The sequence below is a fragment of the Streptomyces longispororuber genome, from assembly GCF_014656095.1.
Lineage (GTDB): Bacteria > Actinomycetota > Actinomycetes > Streptomycetales > Streptomycetaceae > Streptomyces > Streptomyces longispororuber.
Window position 1 is genome coordinate 1 of sequence record NZ_BNBT01000082.1, and the last position, 17,706, is coordinate 17,706.

Consider the following 17,706-nt stretch of genomic DNA (forward strand, 5'->3'; position numbering starts at 1 on the left):
GCAGGACCCCGCCGCGCCGCGCATGCCGCTGCCGCCGGAGGGCACGCCGCTGCCACCGAGCACGCCGCCGAGTGCGCCGCCGACGGCCGGGGGCGGGCCGGGCGCCCTGCCGTCGGAGCAGGGGTACGGGGCGCAGCCGCTGCCGCCCGCCGGGCCGGGGCCGCAGGCGTCCGGGGGCGGGTACGGCTATCCGCAGGGGCCGATGCGGGGGCAGGCGCACGGCCAGGGCCAACCGATGCCCTCGGCGGGGTACGGCGAGGCGTATCCGCTGCCCGGACAGGGACAGCCGCTGCCGCCGACGGGCCAGGGCGCGCCGGGTGCCGCCGGGGGGTACGGCGAGCAGGTGCCGCCCGCCCAGCCCGCTCATCCTGCCCATTCCGCCCAGCCCGCTCATCCTGCCCATTCCGGGCGGCCGCAGTCGGGCGCGGGGCCGGTGCCGCCGGTGTCGGCCGCCGAGCACACGCAGGTGCTGCGGCCCATGGAGGCGGGGGCGCAGGCTCCGCAGGGGCCACAGGGCCCGTCCGGGGCGCAGGGGCAGCAGGGCGGTGGCCCGCAGGGGCACGGCGGCCACGGGCGCCACGCCGGGCCCGTCAGCCACGCCGGACCCACAAGTCACGGAAGCCACGCGGGCCCCGCTCATCACGCAAGTCACACAGGCCCCGAAAGCCACACAGGCCCCGAAAGCCACGGCAGCCACCTGAGCCCCGGAAGCCACGGCAGCCACCTGAGCCCCGGTAGCCACGCGGCACCGGGTGGGCACACCGCGCCCCAGGACGGCCCCGACGCGCAGGCCACCCAGTACATACCCCCGGTCGGGCCGGGCGCGCTGCCGCCCGAGATGCCCGCGGGGGACGCCACGCAGTTCCTGGGGCGGGCGGACGCCACGCAGTTCCTGGGCCGCGCCGCGGACGTCGTACCGGAGGAGGGCGCCTTCCCCGGGGACAACGCGCCCACCCAGTACATCGCCCCCGTCACCGACGGCGCCCCGCCCGCCGCGGGCCACGGCGAGCGGCAGCCGCCCGCCGAGTTCGACAGCCTCTTCCGGCGGGAGCCGGAGGGCGCCTCCTCCACCCAGCAGATGCCCCGGGTCGAGGCGCTGCCGCCCGAGCCCGCGCCGGAGCCCGAGCCGCGCCGCCGGGGCCGTACGCGGTCCAAGACGCCGCTGCTCGTCGCCGTCGGGGTCGCCATCGCCGTGGTCGGCGTCGGCGCGGGGGCGATGCTCGCCGGGGGCGGCGGGGACGCGAAGGCGGAGGACAAGCAGCCGACGGCCGTGAGCTCCTCGCAGGACGAGGACGACGGCGACGGGGACGGCAAGGACGACAAGGCCAAGCCGTCGCCGTCCGCCGACCCGGCCAAGAAGCAGGCGGTCGCCCTCGACAAGCTCCTCGCGGACAGCAACGACAGCCGCCAGTCGGTGATCGACGCGGTCCGCGACGTGGGCAGGTGCCAGAACCTGAGGCAGGCCGCGAGCGACCTGCGGGCCGCCGCGCGGCAGCGCAACGGCCTCGTCGGCCGGCTCGCCGATCTTGAGGTCGGCGAGCTGCCCGCGCACGGCCGGCTGACCACCGCCCTGAACCGCGCCTGGCGGGCGTCCGCGTCGGCCGACAACCACTACGCGGCGTGGGCCGGGCAGGTCGCGGGCAAGAAGGGCTGCCGCAAGGGCCACGCCCGCCCCACGCCGCAGCAGGCGGCGGGCAACCGGGCGAGCGGCGAGGCGACGCGGGCCAAGCAGCAGGCGGCGGCGCTGTGGAACGCGATCGCGGACAAGCACGGCCTGACCAAGCGCGTGCCGACGCAGCTCTGACGCAGCTCTGACGCAGCTCCGGAGCGCCCACGGCCGCCGGGCGCGAGCGCCCACGGCCGCCGGGAGCGCCTCAGCGCGCGGACTCCAGGGTCTTCTCCACGTCCACGAACGACTCGCGGGCCACGACGAGGCGGCCGTTGCGCACCACCTGGAAGGTGACGGCCGCGTTCACCAGGCGCGGGTACTCGCCCGCCGCGAGCATGTCCTCGAAGCGCCAGCTCAGCGTCGGCGTGAGCCCGCCGGTGTCCACGCGGAGCCCCTGGTTGAGGGCCTTGCGCAGGGCGCGGGGGGTCACCTCGCCGCCGTCGAGCGACTCCACGGCCTGCCGCAGGACGGTGTACGCGATCCACGTGGTCTGCACGCCCGCGTCGGCGGGGTCCACCCGGTTGTCGCCGAAGGCGTGCTTGCGGATGACGTCCCGCATCGGCCCCCACCGCTGGTCGCTCGCCGCCGGGTACCAGCCGGTGACGTACGCGCCCTCGTACGGCCCCTCGGCGCCGCCCGAGCGGTTGATCAGCGACTGGTCGACGCTGCCGAGCACGGAGGCGGTGCGCACGGCCGGGTGCGCGTCCCCGGTGCGCCGGAAGGAGTCGAAGAACGTGCCGGTGCGCTCGCCGAGCGCCGCCGCCACGCAGCCCTTCCGGTCGCCGCCCGCCGCGCGGTCCAGCGCCTGCTCGGCCTCCTCCGTGTAGTCCGAGGCGTCCTCGGGCGCCCGGATGTCGGCGGACGCCCTGCGGTGGCCCTGGGCGAGGCCGGAGTCGAGGAGCTTGGAGAGGTCGTCGCCGGCGACGGTGTCGGGCCGGACCAGCGAGACCCGGTCGCAGACCCCGGCGAGCTGCCGTCCGTTGCCCGCGATCAGCGCGGGCTGGCCGCCGTTGACCGGGTAGGACAGCGGGCTGGCGAACTCCTCGTCGGTGAGGCCGTAGCCGCCGATGTACGGGATGCCCGCGACTTCGAGCGGCGACATGAAGGCCCGGCCGTGCTGGCTGTACGAGCCGACGACGGCGGCCACCTTCCGCTTGACGGCCTCGCGGGCGCAGCCGGCCGCCTCCACCGGGTCGTTGCGGTCGTTGCAGGTGATGACCCGCAGCTCGTGCCCGTCGAGGCCGCCGTTGGCGTTGACCCAGCGGGCGAAGGCCTGGGCCATCGCGGGCATGCCGGGCTTGTTGGTGGCCCGGGTGCCGTCGGGTGCCCACGTCATGACGGTGACGGGGTCGTCCCCGGAACCCCCCGTGGTGCCGGGGACGACCCCGCAGCCGGCCGTCAGCGCCGCGGCCGCCGCCACCGCCGCCGCGGCACACGCCGCTCTGCGCGCTCGGGTCGCGGTCTCGGCGGGGCGGGGGAGGAAGACGCGTCGCAAGGCGGGCATGAACACGCACGATGGCGGTAGGGGACCAACCGTGGAGTGACGCTCTCTCAACGGATGGTGACGAACGCGTGAACGGGCAGGGCCCAGGAAGAGGGGAGGATGTGGGAACGTACGATCGATGACCGTGCAAGGTTCGGAGAACTCTTCCCGTCGCGGCCGTCGGTCAAGGACCATAGGCGCCATGCCAACGAACGACATGCCGTGGTGGCGCTGGCGCAGCAACGTGCGCTCGGCGCTGCACATGCTCTCGGACCCGGAGTTCCAGCGGGAGTGCTGGCTCGCCGGGCGCGAGGAGTACGGGGACGTGACGGACGCCGTGTACCGCCTTGTCGAGGACACGTGGCTGGACAACTGGTCCGCGGAGAAGTACGTCGGGACGATCTTCCGCGACCCGCAGGAGGCGGCCCTGGTCGACGCCGCCGTGCTCCGGGTCCTGCGCATCATGCACGAGGTCGGCCCGGACGCCGCCGTGTCCGCGTACCTGGCGCACCCGGGGTGGCCGGAGGCGGTGCGGGCGGCGCGGGACGCGCACGTGCGCCTGGCGGCGGGCGACGGGGAGGACCCGGACACGCCGCCGAAGTCGCTCGAGGTGCTGCGGATACTGACGCGGGCCGGGTGAGGCGGGTTGGCCGGTGCGGGTCGGGTGCCGTGGGCTGGGTGAGGCGGGTCGGCTGACGCGGGTCGGCTGAGGCGGTCTGGCTGACGCGGGCCGGTTGAGGCGGGCCGGTTGACGCCCGTGCGGCGGGCCGGGGGGCCGTAGGGCAGAGGTGCAGGCGCCGGGGGCCGGGGATTCGGAGGTCCGGGTCCGGGGCTCGGAGGTCCGGGGCTTGGAGGTCCGGGGCTTGAAGGTCCGGGGGCCGGGGTCCGTCCTGCGGGACGATTGCCCCCGGCCGCGTCCGCTATGGGAACCTTGGCCGCATGAACGAGCAGTCCGCCGCCCCCGCAGCCTCCGCCGAACAGTACGTCCTCACCCTCTCCTGCCCGGACAAACAGGGCATCGTGCACGCCGTGTCGAGCTACCTCTTCATGACCGGCTGCAACATCGAGGACAGTCAGCAGTTCGGCGACCACGACACCGGTCTGTTCTTCATGCGGGTCCACTTCTCCGCGGAGCCGCCGGTGACCCTGGACAAGCTGCGCGCGAGCTTCGCCGCCGTCGGGGACTCCTTCCACATGGACTGGCAGATCCACGGGGCGGAGGACCGCATGCGGATCGTCCTGATGGTGTCCAAGTTCGGCCACTGCCTGAACGACCTGCTGTTCCGCTCCCGGATCGGCGCCCTGCCGGTGGAGATCGCGGCCGTCGTCTCCAACCACACGGACTTCGCCGAGCTCTCCGCCTCGTACGGGATCCCCTTCCACCACATCCCGGTCACCAAGGACACCAAGGCCGAGGCGGAGGCGCGCCTGCTGGAGCTGGTGCGGGAGCAGGACGTCGAGCTCGTCGTGCTCGCCCGCTACATGCAGGTCCTCTCGGACGACCTGTGCAAGGAACTCAGCGGGCGGATCATCAACATCCACCACTCCTTCCTGCCGAGCTTCAAGGGCGCGCGGCCGTACCACCAGGCGCACGCGCGCGGCGTGAAGCTGATCGGTGCCACCGCGCACTACGTCACCGCCGACCTGGACGAGGGCCCCATCATCGAGCAGGAGGTCGAGCGGGTGGGGCACGAGGTGACGCCCGAGCAGTTGGTGGCGGTGGGGCGGGACGTCGAGTGCCAGGCGCTGGCGCGGGCCGTGAAGTGGCATGCGGAGCGTCGCATCCTGCTCAACGGGCACCGTACGGTCGTCTTCGCCTGACCCCAGGCACAGGCCGCGCCCCGCTGCCGCGGGGGCTTTCCCGCTTGGCTGCGTCTGCTGGGGCCGGGGGTGCGTTGTGGGCGGTGCCCTGCTGCCGTGGGGGCTTTCCCGCCCGCCCACCCGTGCTGCCCGGCTGCGTCTGCTGGGGCCCGGGGCGCGGGGCGCGCTGCGGGCGGCGCCCCCGCTGCCGCGACGGCGTTTCCCACCCGCCCACCCGTGCCACCCGGCTGCGCTTGCTGGGGCCGGGGGTGCGGGGCGCGTTAAGGGTGGTGCCCCCGCTGCCGCGGCGGCGTTTCCCACCCGCCCACCCGTGCCACCCGGCTGCGCTTGCGGGGCTCTGGCGCGGTGGCGCTGCGGGCGTGCCGCATGTGCCGCCGCTGCCGCGGCGGAGTTTCCCACCCGCCCACCCGTTACACCTGGCTTCGCCTGCGGGGCCTGGGGTGCGGGGCGCGTCGGGTGGCGCCCTTGTGTCGTGCTGTCGTGGCGGCGTCTCTGGTCCGCTCGCCTGCGGTGCCTGGCTGCGTCTGCGGGGCTGTGGCGCGTGGGGCTGCGGGTGTGCCGCATGTGCCGCCGCTGTCGCGGCGGGGTTTCCCACCCGCCCACCCGTTACACCTGGCTGCGCTTGCGGGACCTGGGGTGCGGGGCGCGTCGGGTGGTGCCCTTGTGCCGCTGCTGTCGTGGCGGGGTTTCCGGCCCGCTCACCCGTGACGCCTGGCTGCGCTGCCGGGGCTTGTGCGCGGGGCGTTGCGGGTGATGTCGCTTGTGCCGCTGCTGTCGCGGCGGGCTTTCCGACCCGCTCACCCGTGACGCCTGGCTCCGTCTGTTGGGTCTGGCGCGTGGCGCTGCGGGCGGTGCCCCGGCGTGCCGCCGCGGTTACGGCGGGGTTTCCCGCCCGCTCACCTGTGACACCTGGCTGCGATTGCGGGGCCTGGCGGCGGGGCGCGGCGGGTGGTGCCCTTTGCCGTTGCTGTCGCGGCGGCGTCTCTCCCGCCCGCACATTGGCTGCGGCCGCTGGGCTCTGGTGCGTGGCGCAGCGGGGTTTCCCCGCCTGGCCACCCGTGGTGCCGCGCTGCGGCGGTGCGCCCTGTTGGTGGGGGCGGGTGGGCGAGTGGGTCCGTCCTTCGGGTGTGGGTCCAGCCGTCCCGTGTTGCCGTTGTCGTGGTGGGGCGTCCCGTCCGCCCGTGGCACCGGGTTCTGGTGATGAGCCTTGCAGGTGGGGCTGCCCTTCAGCGTGGGGCGAGCCCTGCCTGTGTTGCCGTTGCTGCGGCGGGGCTTTCCGTGCGGTCCGCCCGTGACGTGTGGCTCTGGTGGTGAGCCCTGTGGGTGGGGGGGGCCGTTCCTCGGTGTGGTCGAGCCGCGCCCGTGTCGCCGCTGTCGCGGCTGGGTCTTCCGCCCGCCTGTGGCACTGGGCTCTGGTGTCGAGTTCTGTGGGTGGGGGCGGGTGGGTGGGTCTGCCCCTTCGGGTGTGGGTCGAGCCGTCCCGTGTCGCCGCTGTCACGGCTGTGCCTCCGCCTGCCCGTGGCGCCGGGCTCTGGTGTCGCGTCCTGCGGGTGGGGGCGGGCGGGTGGGACCGTCCTTCGGGTGTTGGGTGCGCCCTGCCCGTGTTGCCGTTGCGTCGGCAGGGCTTCCCCGTCCACCCGCCCGTGGCGCCGGGCTCTGGCCGTGAGCCCTGCGCGTGGCGGCAGGTGGCTGGCTCCGCCCCTTCGGGCAGGTGGGTCCAGCCGTCGGGTGGGACCGCCCCCTCGGGTGGGTCCAGCCCTCGGGTGAGCGGGCCCGACCCCGGGGCGGCGGGTGGGGGGCCGCCCCCCCCGGGTGGGGTGGACCCGGCCCCCGGGCGGGTGGTGCCCGGCCCTTGCGCGGTGGTGGAGGGCCGCCGCCCCTGGCGGGGGCGGGTCCGTTACAGGCGGCTCAGGGACGCTGCTGCGAAGAGGACGTCGCGGATCGCCTCGCGGTCGCCCACCTGGCCCGCGGCGGCCTCCTCGGGGGAGACGTGGCCCGCGGCCAGGCGGCAGAACTCCACTCCGTCCAGCGCGACGTGCGCCACCTCGCCGTCGGGGGAGCCGCTCGTGCCGGGCGCGTCCAGGGGGATGAGCCACTCGCCGCCCCCGGCCCCCTCGACCTCCAGGCGCAGGCTGCGCCCCGGCGGGCCCGCCGGGGCCCGTCCCGCCCGGCGCCGCTCGGCCAGTGTCGCGGGCAGCAGCCGCGCCGCCAGGTCGATCATGCGGTGCAGATGGCGGGGCGCGGGCGGCTCGTACGGGTAGTCGACGGCCTGCGCGATGTCCTCCGCGTGGATCCAGCACTCGAAGGCCCGCTCCAGCATCGAGTCGCGCAGCGGCAGCGCCGGGCCGGGGGCCGCGTCCCCGGGCGCGGTGGTCGTATCGGGCGGTACGCCGTACGGCACCGGGAGGCGGCCGGAGCCGCCGCCCGCGAACGACACCGTCCGGATCAGCTCGTGCGTCTGGTCCCGCCAGGGCTCCCGCACCGCCCGCGTGGGCGGGGCCTGCGCCGCCCGCCAGTACGCCTCCGTGCGCGCGGCCGGGCCGAGGCCCGGCGCGGCGTCCGCGCCCAGCGGGTCCTCCAGGCCGAGCGCGGTGGCGACCAGGCCGTCGACGGCGAGGAGGTGGGCGATGACCCCGGCGACGGTGGTCTTGCGGCTGACGGGGCGGTCGTCGTCGAACCACCGCAGCCGCACCGGCGCGTGCCACTCGACGTCCCCGATGTCCTTCAGGAGCGCGTCGAGCCGGGCGGTCTCCGCGTCGTACGGAGCGGCCCAGTCGGGCAGCGGGACGCGCGGCGGGCGCCGGCCGAGGCAGCTCGCCAGGACGCGGGTGCGCAGCCCGGGGTCGAGGTCGAGGCTCTCCTCGGGGTGCAGCAGCCCGACCGCGTCCCGCAGCCGCAGGGCCTCCTCGGCGCACGGCCCGCAGTCGCCGAGGTGCTCCTCGACGGCCGCCGCCTCCGCCGGGGAGCAGGCGGCCAGCGCCCAGGCGCCGAGCAGGGACTTCAGCACCGGGTGGTCGAGCACGAGCGGCTCGGGCGCGGTGGCGGGCAGCGGCGCGCCGGTGTCCTCCGCGGGCACGCGCGGCGCCGGTATGCGCGGGCGGCCCGTGCCGCCGCCGACGCCCTCGCCCCCGCGGTCGTACGGGTCGTACGGATCGGGCAGGCCCGGCCTGTTCACAGTGTTCTCCCGTAGCCGTGGGCGCCGTACGAGGGGCCGGAAGGACCCGAGGGGCCGGTGGGGTCGGCGGGGCTGCTGGTGTCGGGCGTGCCGTGGGCGTCCCGGGTGTCGTACGCCGTGGACAGGAGCTGGAGGCCGAGGCGGAGCCTGCGGCGGGCCTCGTCCTCGGTGACGCCGAGGTCGGCGGCGGTCTGGCGGTAGTCGCGCCGCTGGAAGTAGGCCAGCTCCAGGGCGGCGCGCAGCGGGGCGGGCATGGCCGTGACGATGTAGTCCGCGCGGGCGGCGGCGGAGGCGCGGCGGACCTTGCGCTCCAGCTCCTCGGGGGTGCCTGCGCCGCCGCGGGCGAGGGCGGCGGACTCGGTGCGGCGCAGCCGCTGGACGGCCTGCTGGTGGGCGAGCGTGGCGATCCAGGAGCGCAGCGGTCCCTGCTTGGGGTCGTACGCCTCGGGGTTCTCCCAGATGTGGGTGAACACGTCCCGGGTGATGCGGTCGGCCGCGGCGACGTCGCCCAGGACGCGGTGCGCCAGACTGTGCACGAGCGAGGCGAAGCGGTCGTACAGCTCGCCGAGCGCCGCGGCCTCCCCGTGCGCCAGTCGCTGCTGCATGCGGCGGTCCCACCGACGCGGTGCGTCCTTCGGCATGCGTCCCCCTCGTGCGCTCGCCGTGCTCGTCCCGTGCTCGTCTTCACCGTTGGTTCGAATGTAGTCGGCCGCACTGACAACGCACCGCTTTCCCCTCGCTTTCCGGCTCTTTGCCGCGATGCGGGGGCCCGGCGGGGCGGCGGATGATATTGGCCCGGTCGTCCGCAACGCCCCCTTTCCGGACGCGGGAGGGTCTGGTGTTTCATGGAACGTGGCTGAGGCGGCGGCGACGAGAGAGGCGGGGAGCCCGGTGGACGAGAGGCGTGGCGCGTGGCGCTGAAGGTGGCCGTCGGCGAACAGCGGGGCTGGGCCGTGCTGCGGGTGTCCGGCGAGATGGACCTGCTGACCTCACCGGTGCTGCGCCAGCGCGTGCACGAGGCGGTGGCGGAGGGCCGCCGCAGTGTGGTGCTCGACCTGTCCGAGGTGCTCTTCTGCGACTCCAGCGGCGTGGGCGTGCTGATAGCCACGCGCCGCCTGATGCGCTCCTGCCGCGGCCGGCTGCGGCTGATCCTGCCCGCCCAGGGGGCGGTTGACGGCTCGCACGTGAACCGGGTCCTCGCGGCGCTCGGCGTCCGCCGCCTGTTCGAGGTGTACCCGGACGCGGCGCGGGCGGTGGACGACGCGGCCGAGCCCCTTTCGGCGTAGCGGCGGGCGGCGAGTGGCGGGCGGCTGGCCTACCGTGCCGCTTCCGGGCCGCTTCCGGCGGGCGCGCGCGGGTAAGCGGAACCCCGTATACCTGTCAAGATCGGATTACTGGTACAACCATGGGCGAGCGGATGCCACCGTCGGCGTGCCCGCCGGGCCCGGAGCGCGTCCGTGACACTCCCTTGTCGCGGAATTCCCGCGGTCTTGGCACAAGCGTCGCTTTTCCGCCTCCCGGCGGGCGACGGCGTCGTACGCTCGCTGAACAGATACTGACGGACATCTGACGTGGCCGCGGCCAGGTCAGGCGTACCCCCATCCGCGTGAGAAGTGAGGCGGCCCGAACACCATGGACAGTGCCGAGTACGAGCGTAGGATCGCGGCCCGTTTCGCCACCTTCGACCAGGACGGCAACGGCTACATCTCCCGTGAGGACTTCAGCACGGCGGCCGCGGCGCTGCTCGCCGAGTTCGAGGTGCCCGCGCGGTCCGAGCAGGGCCAGGCCCTGTACGTCGGGGCGGAGGCGTTCTGGCAGGGCATGGCCGGGATCGCCGACCGGGACGGCGACCAGCGCATCACCCGGGACGAGTTCGTGGGCGGCGCCGTGAAGCGGCTGCGGGACAACCCCGCCGGGTTCGCGGAGATCGCGCGGCCGTTCCTGCACGCGGCCCTGTCCCTGGCGGACGGCGACGGGGACGGGGTGGCCCAGGGGGCCGAGGTCGAGCGGGCGCTGCGGGCGCTGGGCGTGGAGCGCGAGATCGCCTCCCTGGCCGCGCAGGCCCTGGGCCCGGTGACCGAGGACCAGGTCGTGTCGGCCTTCGCGTCGTACTTCACCGTCCCGGAGTAGGCGGACGCCGCCCGTCCGCGGCTTGTGTCTCCCGGTCCCGCCACTCCAGCGGGTCCGGGAGTCGTTCAGTCCGCGTACCGCTCCCGCAGCTCGTACTTGAGGACCTTGCGCAGCGTCTCGTTGCGGGGCAGCGCGTCCACCACCTCCAGTTGCTCGGGGAGCTTGTGCACGGACAGGCCCGCCCCGCGCAGGTACGCCGTCGCCTGGGGCAGGGTCAGGTCGGGGACGCCGGGGGCGCGTTCGACGACGGCGCAGACGCGTTCGCCGCGGGCGGGGTCGGGCAGGCCGACGACCGCGGCGTCGGCGACGGCGGGGTGGCCGTGCAGCAGGTCCTCGATCTCCTTGGCGGAGATGTTCTCGCCCTTGCGGATGATGAGGTCCTTGGCGCGGCCGGTGAGCACCAGGTGCCCGGAGTCCAGGACGTGCCCGAGGTCGCCGGTGCGCAGGAAGCCGTCCGCGTCGAAGGCCTCGCGGGTCGCCGCCGCGTCCAGGTAGCCCCGGCAGACGGCTTCGCCGCGCAGCCGTATCTCGCCGTCGGCGCCGGGCGGCAGCTCCGCGCCGGCGGCGTCGGTGACGCGGATCTCCATGCCGGCGGGCGGGCGCCCCTCCGTGGTGGCGAGGTGCTCGGGGGTGTCGTCCGGGGACCCCATCGTGATCATGGGTACCTCGGTCATGCCGTACCCGTGGGTCAGTTGGCAGCCCAGCTCGCGCACGACGGCGTGGTACAGCTCGGGCGGCTTGGGGGCGCCGCCACCCGCGAGGAGGCGCAGGGTGGGGATCAGCGGGCGGGCGGGGTCCTTGCGCTGCTCGGTGAGGAACATCGTGTAGAACGCCGTGGAGCCGCCCGCGACGGTCACGCCGTGCCGCCGGTAGCCGTCGAGCGCGTCGGGCAGCGCGAACCGCTCGAAGAGGACCGCGGGGAAGCCGCACAGGAGCAGCATCACCGTGTAGTCGGGTCCGGCGATGTGCGCGTAGGGGAACGCCATCGAACCGACGTCGCGGGGTGAGAGCCCGAGTGCGTGGGCGAGGCAGGCGCCGCCCGCGAGCAGCGAACGGTCGGTGTGCAGCACGCCCTTGGGCTCGGACGTCGTGCCCGAGGTCCAGTAGATCCAGCGCACGGCCGTGCCGTCGGCGGGCGGCGGGGGCAGCGTCCCGGGGTCGCCCTCGGGCAGCTCGTCGTACGCGGTCAGGACGGTGGGCGCGCCCAGGCGCCGGGCCATCGCGGTGTGGTCGAAGCCGCGCCACACCCCGGGTACGGCGAAGAACTCCGCCTTCGACGCGCGCAGGGCGAAGCCGACCTCGCGCTCGCGCAGGTAGGGGATCAGGGGCGACTGGACGGCGCCGAGCCGGGCCAGGGCGAAGGAGAGCACGGCGGTCTCGATGCGCGTGGGCAGTTGCCAGGCGACGACGGTGCCGGGCCGTACGCCGCGCGCGTACAGGCCCGCCGCGACGCGTTCGCAGCGGTCGCGCAGGCCGCCGAAGGTCAGGGTCCGGTCGTCGGCGGGGTCGTCGGCGGCCTGGATGAGGACCGGGGCGCCGGGGGTGAGCGCGGCGCGCCGGTCGAGCAGGTCCCACAGGGTGGCGCAGGCGGCGAGCGCGTGGGCGGTGTCGGTCACGGGTGCCTCCTCGGACGGCCGAGCGAGTGCCGGAGCGCGCCTAGCTGACGGTTCGTCAGGCAGCGGGCAGAGCGTAGGGCCGCGCGCCTTGCCGGTCCAGGGGCGCGGGGCTAGCCTGCGAACTGACGTACCGTCAGATACGGTACGCGCGCGCCCGAGTGACGCGCGCCGGACGCTGCACGACGGAAGGTGGCGCATGGGACTGCTGCGGAACGGCGGCGTCGGCGCCCCGGGCCCGGGGCGCGGCTGATGGACCTCGCGTACACCGAGGAGGAGGAGGCCTTCCGCGACGGGCTGCGGGAGTGGCTCGCCCGCGCCCTGCCGACGCTGCCCGCACCCCCCTCGCCGCACGACTGGCCGGGGCGGCGCGCGTACGACACCGCCTGGCAGCGGGCGCTGTACGACGCGGGCTACGGCGGCGTGCACTGGGAGGCGACGCCCACCCAGCGGCTGATCTTCCTGGAGGAGACCGAGGAGGCGGGCGCCCCCTACGTGGGGGCCAACTTCGTCGGCCTGCTGCACGCGGGGCCGACCATCGCCGCCGAGGGCACCCCGGAGCAGCGGGCGCGCTGGCTGCCGCCGATCCTGCGCGGCGACGAGGTGTGGTGCCAGGGCTTCAGCGAACCGGACGCCGGCTCCGACCTGGCGTCGCTGCGCACGCGCGCGTGGCGGGACGGCGACCACTACGTGGTGCGCGGCTCCAAGATCTGGACCTCGCACGCGGAGGTCGCCGACTGGTGCGAACTCCTCGTGCGCACCGACCCCGACGCCCCCAAGCACCGGGGCCTGACCTGGCTCGCCCTGCCGATGGCCGCGCCGGGCGTCACGGTACGGCCGCTGCGCACGCTCGCCGGGTCCACGGAGTTCGCCGAGGTGTTCCTCGACGAGGTGCGGGTGCCCGTCGACCACCGGGTCGGCGCCGAGGACGACGGCTGGCGCGTGACCCTGGTGACCCTGTCCTACGAGCGGGGCACCGCCTTCGCCGGAGAGGTGGTGGCCTGCCGCCGCGTGCTCGGCGACCTCGCCCGCGAGGCCCGCGCCGACGGCCGCTGGGACGACCCCGTGCTGCGCCGCCGACTCGGCCGCCTGAGCGCCGAGTTCGGCGCCCTGTGGCGGCTCGCGCAGTGGAACGCCAGCGAGGCCCAGCACACCGGCGGCGTCCCCGGGCCCGGCGCGTCCGTGTTCAAGCTGCGCTACTCCCACGCGCGCCAGGAGCTGTACGACGCCGCCGCCGACGTCCTCGGCGACGACGCCCTCGACCTCGGCAGGACCTGGACGCGGGAGCGCCTGTCGTCGCTGTCGTACACCATCGCCGCCGGCACCTCGCAGATCCAGCGCACCATCGTGGCCGAACGGCTCCTCGGGCTGCCGAAGGGGCGGTGAGGCGTGGACTTCCAACTGAGCGCCGACCAGCGCGCGTTGCGCGACGGGTTCCGGGAGATCCTGCGGGCCCGGTTCGGGCGGGACGCGCTGCGGGCCGCCGTGGACGCGCCCGGCCTGGACCGGGAGCTGTGGCGGGCCCTCGGGAAGGCCGGGTTCTTCGCGCTGTGCGTGCCCGAGGCGCGCGGCGGGCTCGGGCAGGGCGCGGCCGAGGCGGTGTTGGTGTTCGAGGAGGCGGGGCGGGCGCTGCTGCCCGGGCCGCTGGTCGCGACGTTCCTCGCCGCCGGTGACGTCGAGGGCGCCGCCACCGGCGAGACCGTCGTGACCGCCGTGTCCGGGACGCTCGTGCCCTGGCTCGCCGAGGCCGACGTGGTGCGCGGCGACGTCACCGCGGCCGAGCCCCTGCGCTCCGTGGACCCGCTCACCCCGCTGCACCGCGTCCCCGGCCGCCGGGAGGACGGCCCGGACGTCTCGCTGCTGCTCGCCGCCGAACAGCTCGGCTCCGCCTGCGCGTCCCGCGACGCCGCGGTCCGATACGCCGGTGAGCGCGAGCAGTTCGGGCAGCCCATCGGCGCGTTCCAGGCCGTCAAGCACCTCTGCGCCGAGCTGCTCGTCCGCACCGAGCCGGCCCGCGCCGCGGTGTACGCCGCCGCCGTCACCGGCGACCCGCGCGAGGCCGTCGCGGCCAAGCTCCTGGCCGACGACGCCGCCGTGCGCAACGCCCGCGACTGCCTCCAGGTGTACGGCGGCATGGGCTTCACCTGGGAGGCCGACGTGCACCTGCACCTCAAGCGGGCCTGGGTGCGCGCCCGGCTCGGCACGACGGCGGCGCGCGCGGAGGAGGAGCTGGCCGCCGCGCTGTGACGGCGCGGCCTTGAGGGGGCGGCGTGACAGTGGTTGAGGGGGTGTGGGGGGTTGGCGAGGTGTGCGTGGTTGGTGGTGTGTGCGGCACTTTGCGGGGCGGGCGTCGCCTTATGGGGCGTGCGTCGCTGGATGGGATGGCATCGTCACGCAGAGCTGACCATGAGTGTGATCGACGTGAGAAATGCCGAACGCCCGTGAGGCTACGGAACGTCGATACCGGGTTGTGTCCTTTGCGTGACTCGTCGCGACGCGGAGTCGGTGCCCGGCTCCGGTACCTTGTGTGAGATGCGAGTGGTCCTGAGGCCGAACCGTGCCGGAGCAGCCCCCGAGGGCCCTCCGTGCCTGGTAACGCCCGCCGCTCGCCGGACAGGACACGGCCGGGCGCCGACCTGTTCGACCCCCCGCGGCGCGCGTCGCACAGTATGCCGTACGCGTACTCCTTCGCGCTGGAATATGCCCGAAGCGCTTGTTGGGGTGACTGTACGTCAACCATGCTGGCTTCCGAGGGGCTCACGTTCCGTGACCCTGAGGAGTCGCGAGGCGATGTGTCCGCCGGTTCGGATGGTGTGAGCGGTGCAGGTGCTTCAAGTTCAGCTAGAAGTCGGGCCGGACCCCGCGGAAGTGGGCCGGGCACGCAGATGGGCGCGGTCGCGGCTCGCGGGGTCGGGCATAGCGGCCGACGAGCCCGTGGCCGAGACGCTGATCCTGCTGATCTCTGAGCTCGTCACCAACGCCGTGGTACACACCGGCTGTCCGGCCGTCCTGCGCATGCTGCTCCCCGGGGTGCCCGCGAGCGAGCCCGGCACCGTCCGCGTCGAGGTCGCCGACCGCAGCGCGCGGCCCCCGCGGCAGCGGCACGCGGAGCGGGACGAGACGAACGGCCGCGGCCTGGAGCTGGTGGACGGGCTCGCGGACCGGTGGGGCTGGCAGCACGAGGGGAGCGGCAAGCGGATCTGGTGCGAGGTGGACCGGTGTGAGGCGCCGCCCCCCGCCCGGGGGGCGGCGTTCCGGCACCCCGCCCACGAGGGTGTCGCGCTCGGGGTCCACTGACCCGGGACGCGGTGGGTCCGAACCCCCGCTGTCGGCGCTCCGCGCCTCGCTCTCGGACGCCGGACGGGCCGAACCGGCCGGTCCTCGCCGTCCCGTGCCGGCCGTGCCCCCCGTCATGTCGGCGCGTGCGCCGTGTTGTGCCCCTGTGCGCGGCCGTGCGCGGGCGGAGCAAAACCGGCATAGGGCATAAATTCCCGAGCGGGTGTTGACGTAGCGTGTCCGGCTGATCACGCTTGAGTGCAGCGATTCGCCGCGAGGGGACGCCGAGGGACGGTGGCGCCTGTGGCCCGGTCCTTGGCGAGGTGCGGGTCGCGATTCGGCGTCGCGCTCCTTCAGGGCACCAGGGGGGCGGGGCTCGTACGCCGGAGCGGATGGCGGCGCGCGGACACGCGACAGGGGCAGGCGCCGACGCGCCGCCACCCGAACTCCGAACGGGACCCGGGGGAAGGGGCCCGAGGCACAGAGGTCACTGGCTGAGAGGCCCGTGCATCAGAGGCCCACGACTCCGAAGGCCCACGACTCAGAGGACCGCGACCGGAGCCACCGGCGCGCCCGTCGCGCCCGTGACCGGCTCGGGCGTCGCGGCCAGCAGGAAGCTGTAGCGGGATTCTTCTCCACAGGCTGTGGACAACTCTTCGAGGTTCCAGTTCTGGCCCTGGAGCATGCCCATCTCCACCAGGTGCAGGGCGTGCACCGGCAGCCACAGGCCCTCGATCTCCGGCGGGAAGACCTCGAAGGTGAGCGTGTCGTTGGCGACCGCCGCGACGTCCCGCGCGTGGAACCACTCCGGCGTACGGTACGAGAGTCCCGGCGACGGATGGGCGTACGCGTCCCGGTCGCCCGCCAGGTACACCGCCATGTGGCCGGTGCGGACGAGGGCGACGTCCCCGGCGCGTACCGCCACCCGGCCGAACTCCTCGGCCCGGTCCAGGTCTTCGGGCGTGACCGCGTGGCCGCCCGGCAGCCTGTCCACGCCCCGCGCGCGGGCCACGTCGAGCAGGACGCCGCGCGTGAGGAGGTGCGGGACCTTGTCGATGCCGGCGAAGCGGGCACCCCGGTGGGCCGTCACGGTGTCGGCGGGGCGGCCGTTGTAGAGCAGGCCCGAGTGCGAGACGTGCGGCAGCGCGTCCCAGTGGGTGGCCGCCTGGAGCCCCATGACCACCGTGTCGTCGCTGGTGGCGACCGGGCCGGGGCCGAGGCGCCGGTTGACCTGCGTCATGGTGTGCAGCGGGTTGACCCGGCCCGGGATCAGGCCCGTCTGGACGCCGTCGTGGCGCAGCGGCAGCGCGAGCGGGACGCGGCGGCCGGTGCGCACGGTGGCGGCGGCCGCGCGCGCCACGCCGTCGGTGATCAGGTTCAGGGTGCCCAGCTCGTCGTCGGCGCCCCAGCGGCCCCAGTTGTTGACGCGCCGGGCGATCTCGTGAAACGCCGGCGGCATGGGCGGATGTGTGCCTGACGCCGACATGGGGCCTCCCCGGGGCTTGTGTCACCGCGACCGACGGGCCCTAAAATCTAACGGTCCGTCAGATACTGCGGGAGGGGGCCGGTGTGGGGAACTTCTTGGCAGGCGAGGTGGTGGCCGTGACGGGCGCGGGGCGCGGCATCGGCAGGGCCGTCGCGCTCGCCGCCGCGGCCGAGGGCGCCCGGGTCGTCGTCAACGACTACGGGGTGTCCGTCGCGGGCGCCGAGCCCACCAGCCGGGTGGCGCGGGCCGTGGCCGAGGAGATCGCGGCGGCGGGCGGCGAAGCCGTGGCCGTCGCCGACGACGTCTCCACCATGGCGGGCGGCCGGCGCGTCGTCGAGACGGCGCTGTCCGCGTACGGGCGGCTCGACGGGGCGGTGTGCGTCGCCGGGATCCTGCGGGAGCGGATGCTGTTCAACATGACCGAGGAGGAGTGGGACCCCGTCCTCGCCACCCACCTCAAGGGCACCTTCACCGTCTTCCGGGCCGCGTCCGCCGTGATGCGCGAGCAGCGCTCCGGCACCCTCGTCGGCTTCACCAGCGGCAGCCACCAGGGCTCCGTCTCGCAGGCCAACTACAGCGCCGCCAAGGGCGGGGTGATCTCGCTGGTGCGCAGCGCGGCGCTCGGCCTGCACAAGTACGGGGTGACCGCCAACGCGGTGGCGCCGGTGGCCCGGACCCGCATGTCCGCGCAGGTGCCCATGGAGCTCACGGAGATCGGCGAGCCCGAGGACGTCGCGGCGCTGGTGGTGTACCTGCTGAGCGACCGGGCGCGGCGGGAGCGGATCACCGGGCAGGTGTACACCGTCGCCGGACCCAAGATCGCCGTGTGGGCGCAGCCGCGCGAGCTGCGGGCCGCGTACGCCGACGGCGGCTGGACCCCGGAGCGGATCGCGGACGTGCTGCCCGGGACGGTGGGCAGCGACCCGATGCCCCTGCTCGCGCGGGTGGAGGCGGCGGCGAGGGCCGCGGCGGACGGGGCCCGCCCGAACGCGGGGCCCGCGCCGAGGGCGGCCGCCGACGCCCGGCCGGGTCCCGCGGGCCCCGGCGCCTAGG

The 17,706-nt window shown here is 75.3% G+C and carries 14 protein-coding genes; 9 read left to right on the forward strand and 5 right to left on the reverse strand.

Translation table 11 applies throughout. The features are described from left to right. The first annotated feature begins 838 nt into the window (after positions 1–838). On the forward strand, positions 839–1,804 hold the full coding sequence (locus IE330_RS23200; protein WP_190138025.1) for a hypothetical protein: 966 nt from the start codon (positions 839–841) through the stop codon (positions 1,802–1,804). Between the two features lie 70 nt (positions 1,805–1,874). Here IE330_RS23200 and IE330_RS23205 read toward each other — a convergent pair whose 3' ends face one another. Continuing rightward, complete coding sequence (locus IE330_RS23205) at positions 1,875–3,173, reverse strand: ABC transporter substrate-binding protein (protein WP_190138026.1); 1,299 nt, start codon at positions 3,171–3,173, stop codon at positions 1,875–1,877. Positions 3,174–3,291: 118 nt separating this feature from the next. Between IE330_RS23205 and IE330_RS23210 the strand changes: the two genes are divergently transcribed. Together IE330_RS23210 and purU are read left to right on the forward strand one after the other, a co-directional pair. Then, positions 3,292–3,792 carry an SCO4402 family protein gene (locus tag IE330_RS23210; RefSeq protein WP_190138027.1) on the forward strand — a complete coding sequence of 167 codons (501 nt, stop codon included), beginning with the start codon at positions 3,292–3,294 and terminating at the stop codon, positions 3,790–3,792. A 299-nt stretch (positions 3,793–4,091) separates the two neighbouring features. Next, entirely contained in the window at positions 4,092–4,973 is an 882-nt protein-coding gene (purU, locus tag IE330_RS23215; protein ID WP_190138028.1) for a formyltetrahydrofolate deformylase, read from the forward strand. Between the two features lie 1,897 nt (positions 4,974–6,870). Here the strand turns inward: purU and IE330_RS23220 are convergent. Next, on the reverse strand, positions 6,871–8,148 hold the full coding sequence (locus IE330_RS23220; protein ID WP_190138029.1) for a zf-HC2 domain-containing protein: 1,278 nt from the start codon (positions 8,146–8,148) through the stop codon (positions 6,871–6,873). Next, complete coding sequence (locus IE330_RS23225; protein WP_229925857.1) at positions 8,145–8,789, reverse strand: sigma-70 family RNA polymerase sigma factor; 645 nt, start codon at positions 8,787–8,789, stop codon at positions 8,145–8,147. The genes IE330_RS23220 and IE330_RS23225 overlap by 4 nt, the downstream gene beginning before the upstream one ends. A gap of 270 nt (positions 8,790–9,059) precedes the next feature. On the opposite strand from IE330_RS23225, the gene IE330_RS23230 reads away from it, so the two are divergent. Together IE330_RS23230 and IE330_RS23235 are read left to right on the forward strand one after the other, a co-directional pair. Next, a complete protein-coding gene (locus IE330_RS23230; RefSeq protein WP_190138030.1) occupies positions 9,060–9,434 on the forward strand; it encodes an STAS domain-containing protein in 375 nt (124 codons plus the stop codon). A 346-nt stretch (positions 9,435–9,780) separates the two neighbouring features. Next, positions 9,781–10,278, forward strand: coding sequence for an EF-hand domain-containing protein (locus IE330_RS23235; protein WP_190138031.1), 498 nt, complete (start codon positions 9,781–9,783; stop codon positions 10,276–10,278). A gap of 65 nt (positions 10,279–10,343) precedes the next feature. Here IE330_RS23235 and IE330_RS23240 read toward each other — a convergent pair whose 3' ends face one another. Then, positions 10,344–11,894 (reverse strand): class I adenylate-forming enzyme family protein, encoded by a 1,551-nt coding sequence (locus IE330_RS23240; protein WP_190138032.1) that lies wholly within the window; start codon positions 11,892–11,894, stop codon positions 10,344–10,346. Positions 11,895–12,143: 249 nt separating this feature from the next. Between IE330_RS23240 and IE330_RS23245 the strand changes: the two genes are divergently transcribed. The 3 genes from IE330_RS23245 to IE330_RS23255 all read left to right on the forward strand — a co-directional run bounded on the left by IE330_RS23245 (position 12,144) and on the right by IE330_RS23255 (position 15,188). Beyond that, positions 12,144–13,277 carry an acyl-CoA dehydrogenase family protein gene (locus IE330_RS23245; protein WP_190138033.1) on the forward strand — a complete coding sequence of 378 codons (1,134 nt, stop codon included), beginning with the start codon at positions 12,144–12,146 and terminating at the stop codon, positions 13,275–13,277. 3 nt (positions 13,278–13,280) lie between these two features. Continuing rightward, entirely contained in the window at positions 13,281–14,138 is an 858-nt protein-coding gene (locus IE330_RS23250) for an acyl-CoA dehydrogenase family protein (RefSeq protein ID WP_190138034.1), read from the forward strand. Positions 14,139–14,711: 573 nt separating this feature from the next. Beyond that, on the forward strand, positions 14,712–15,188 hold the full coding sequence (locus IE330_RS23255; protein WP_190138035.1) for an ATP-binding protein: 477 nt from the start codon (positions 14,712–14,714) through the stop codon (positions 15,186–15,188). A gap of 520 nt (positions 15,189–15,708) precedes the next feature. On the opposite strand, the gene IE330_RS23260 is transcribed toward IE330_RS23255, so the two are convergent. Beyond that, a complete protein-coding gene (locus tag IE330_RS23260) occupies positions 15,709–16,626 on the reverse strand; it encodes a cyclase family protein (RefSeq protein WP_190138036.1) in 918 nt (305 codons plus the stop codon). A 110-nt stretch (positions 16,627–16,736) separates the two neighbouring features. Here IE330_RS23260 and IE330_RS23265 point away from each other — a divergent pair, with 110 nt between their 5' ends. After that, positions 16,737–17,705, forward strand: coding sequence for an SDR family oxidoreductase (locus IE330_RS23265; RefSeq protein WP_190138037.1), 969 nt, complete (start codon positions 16,737–16,739; stop codon positions 17,703–17,705). The last annotated feature ends 1 nt before the right edge of the window (position 17,706 follow it).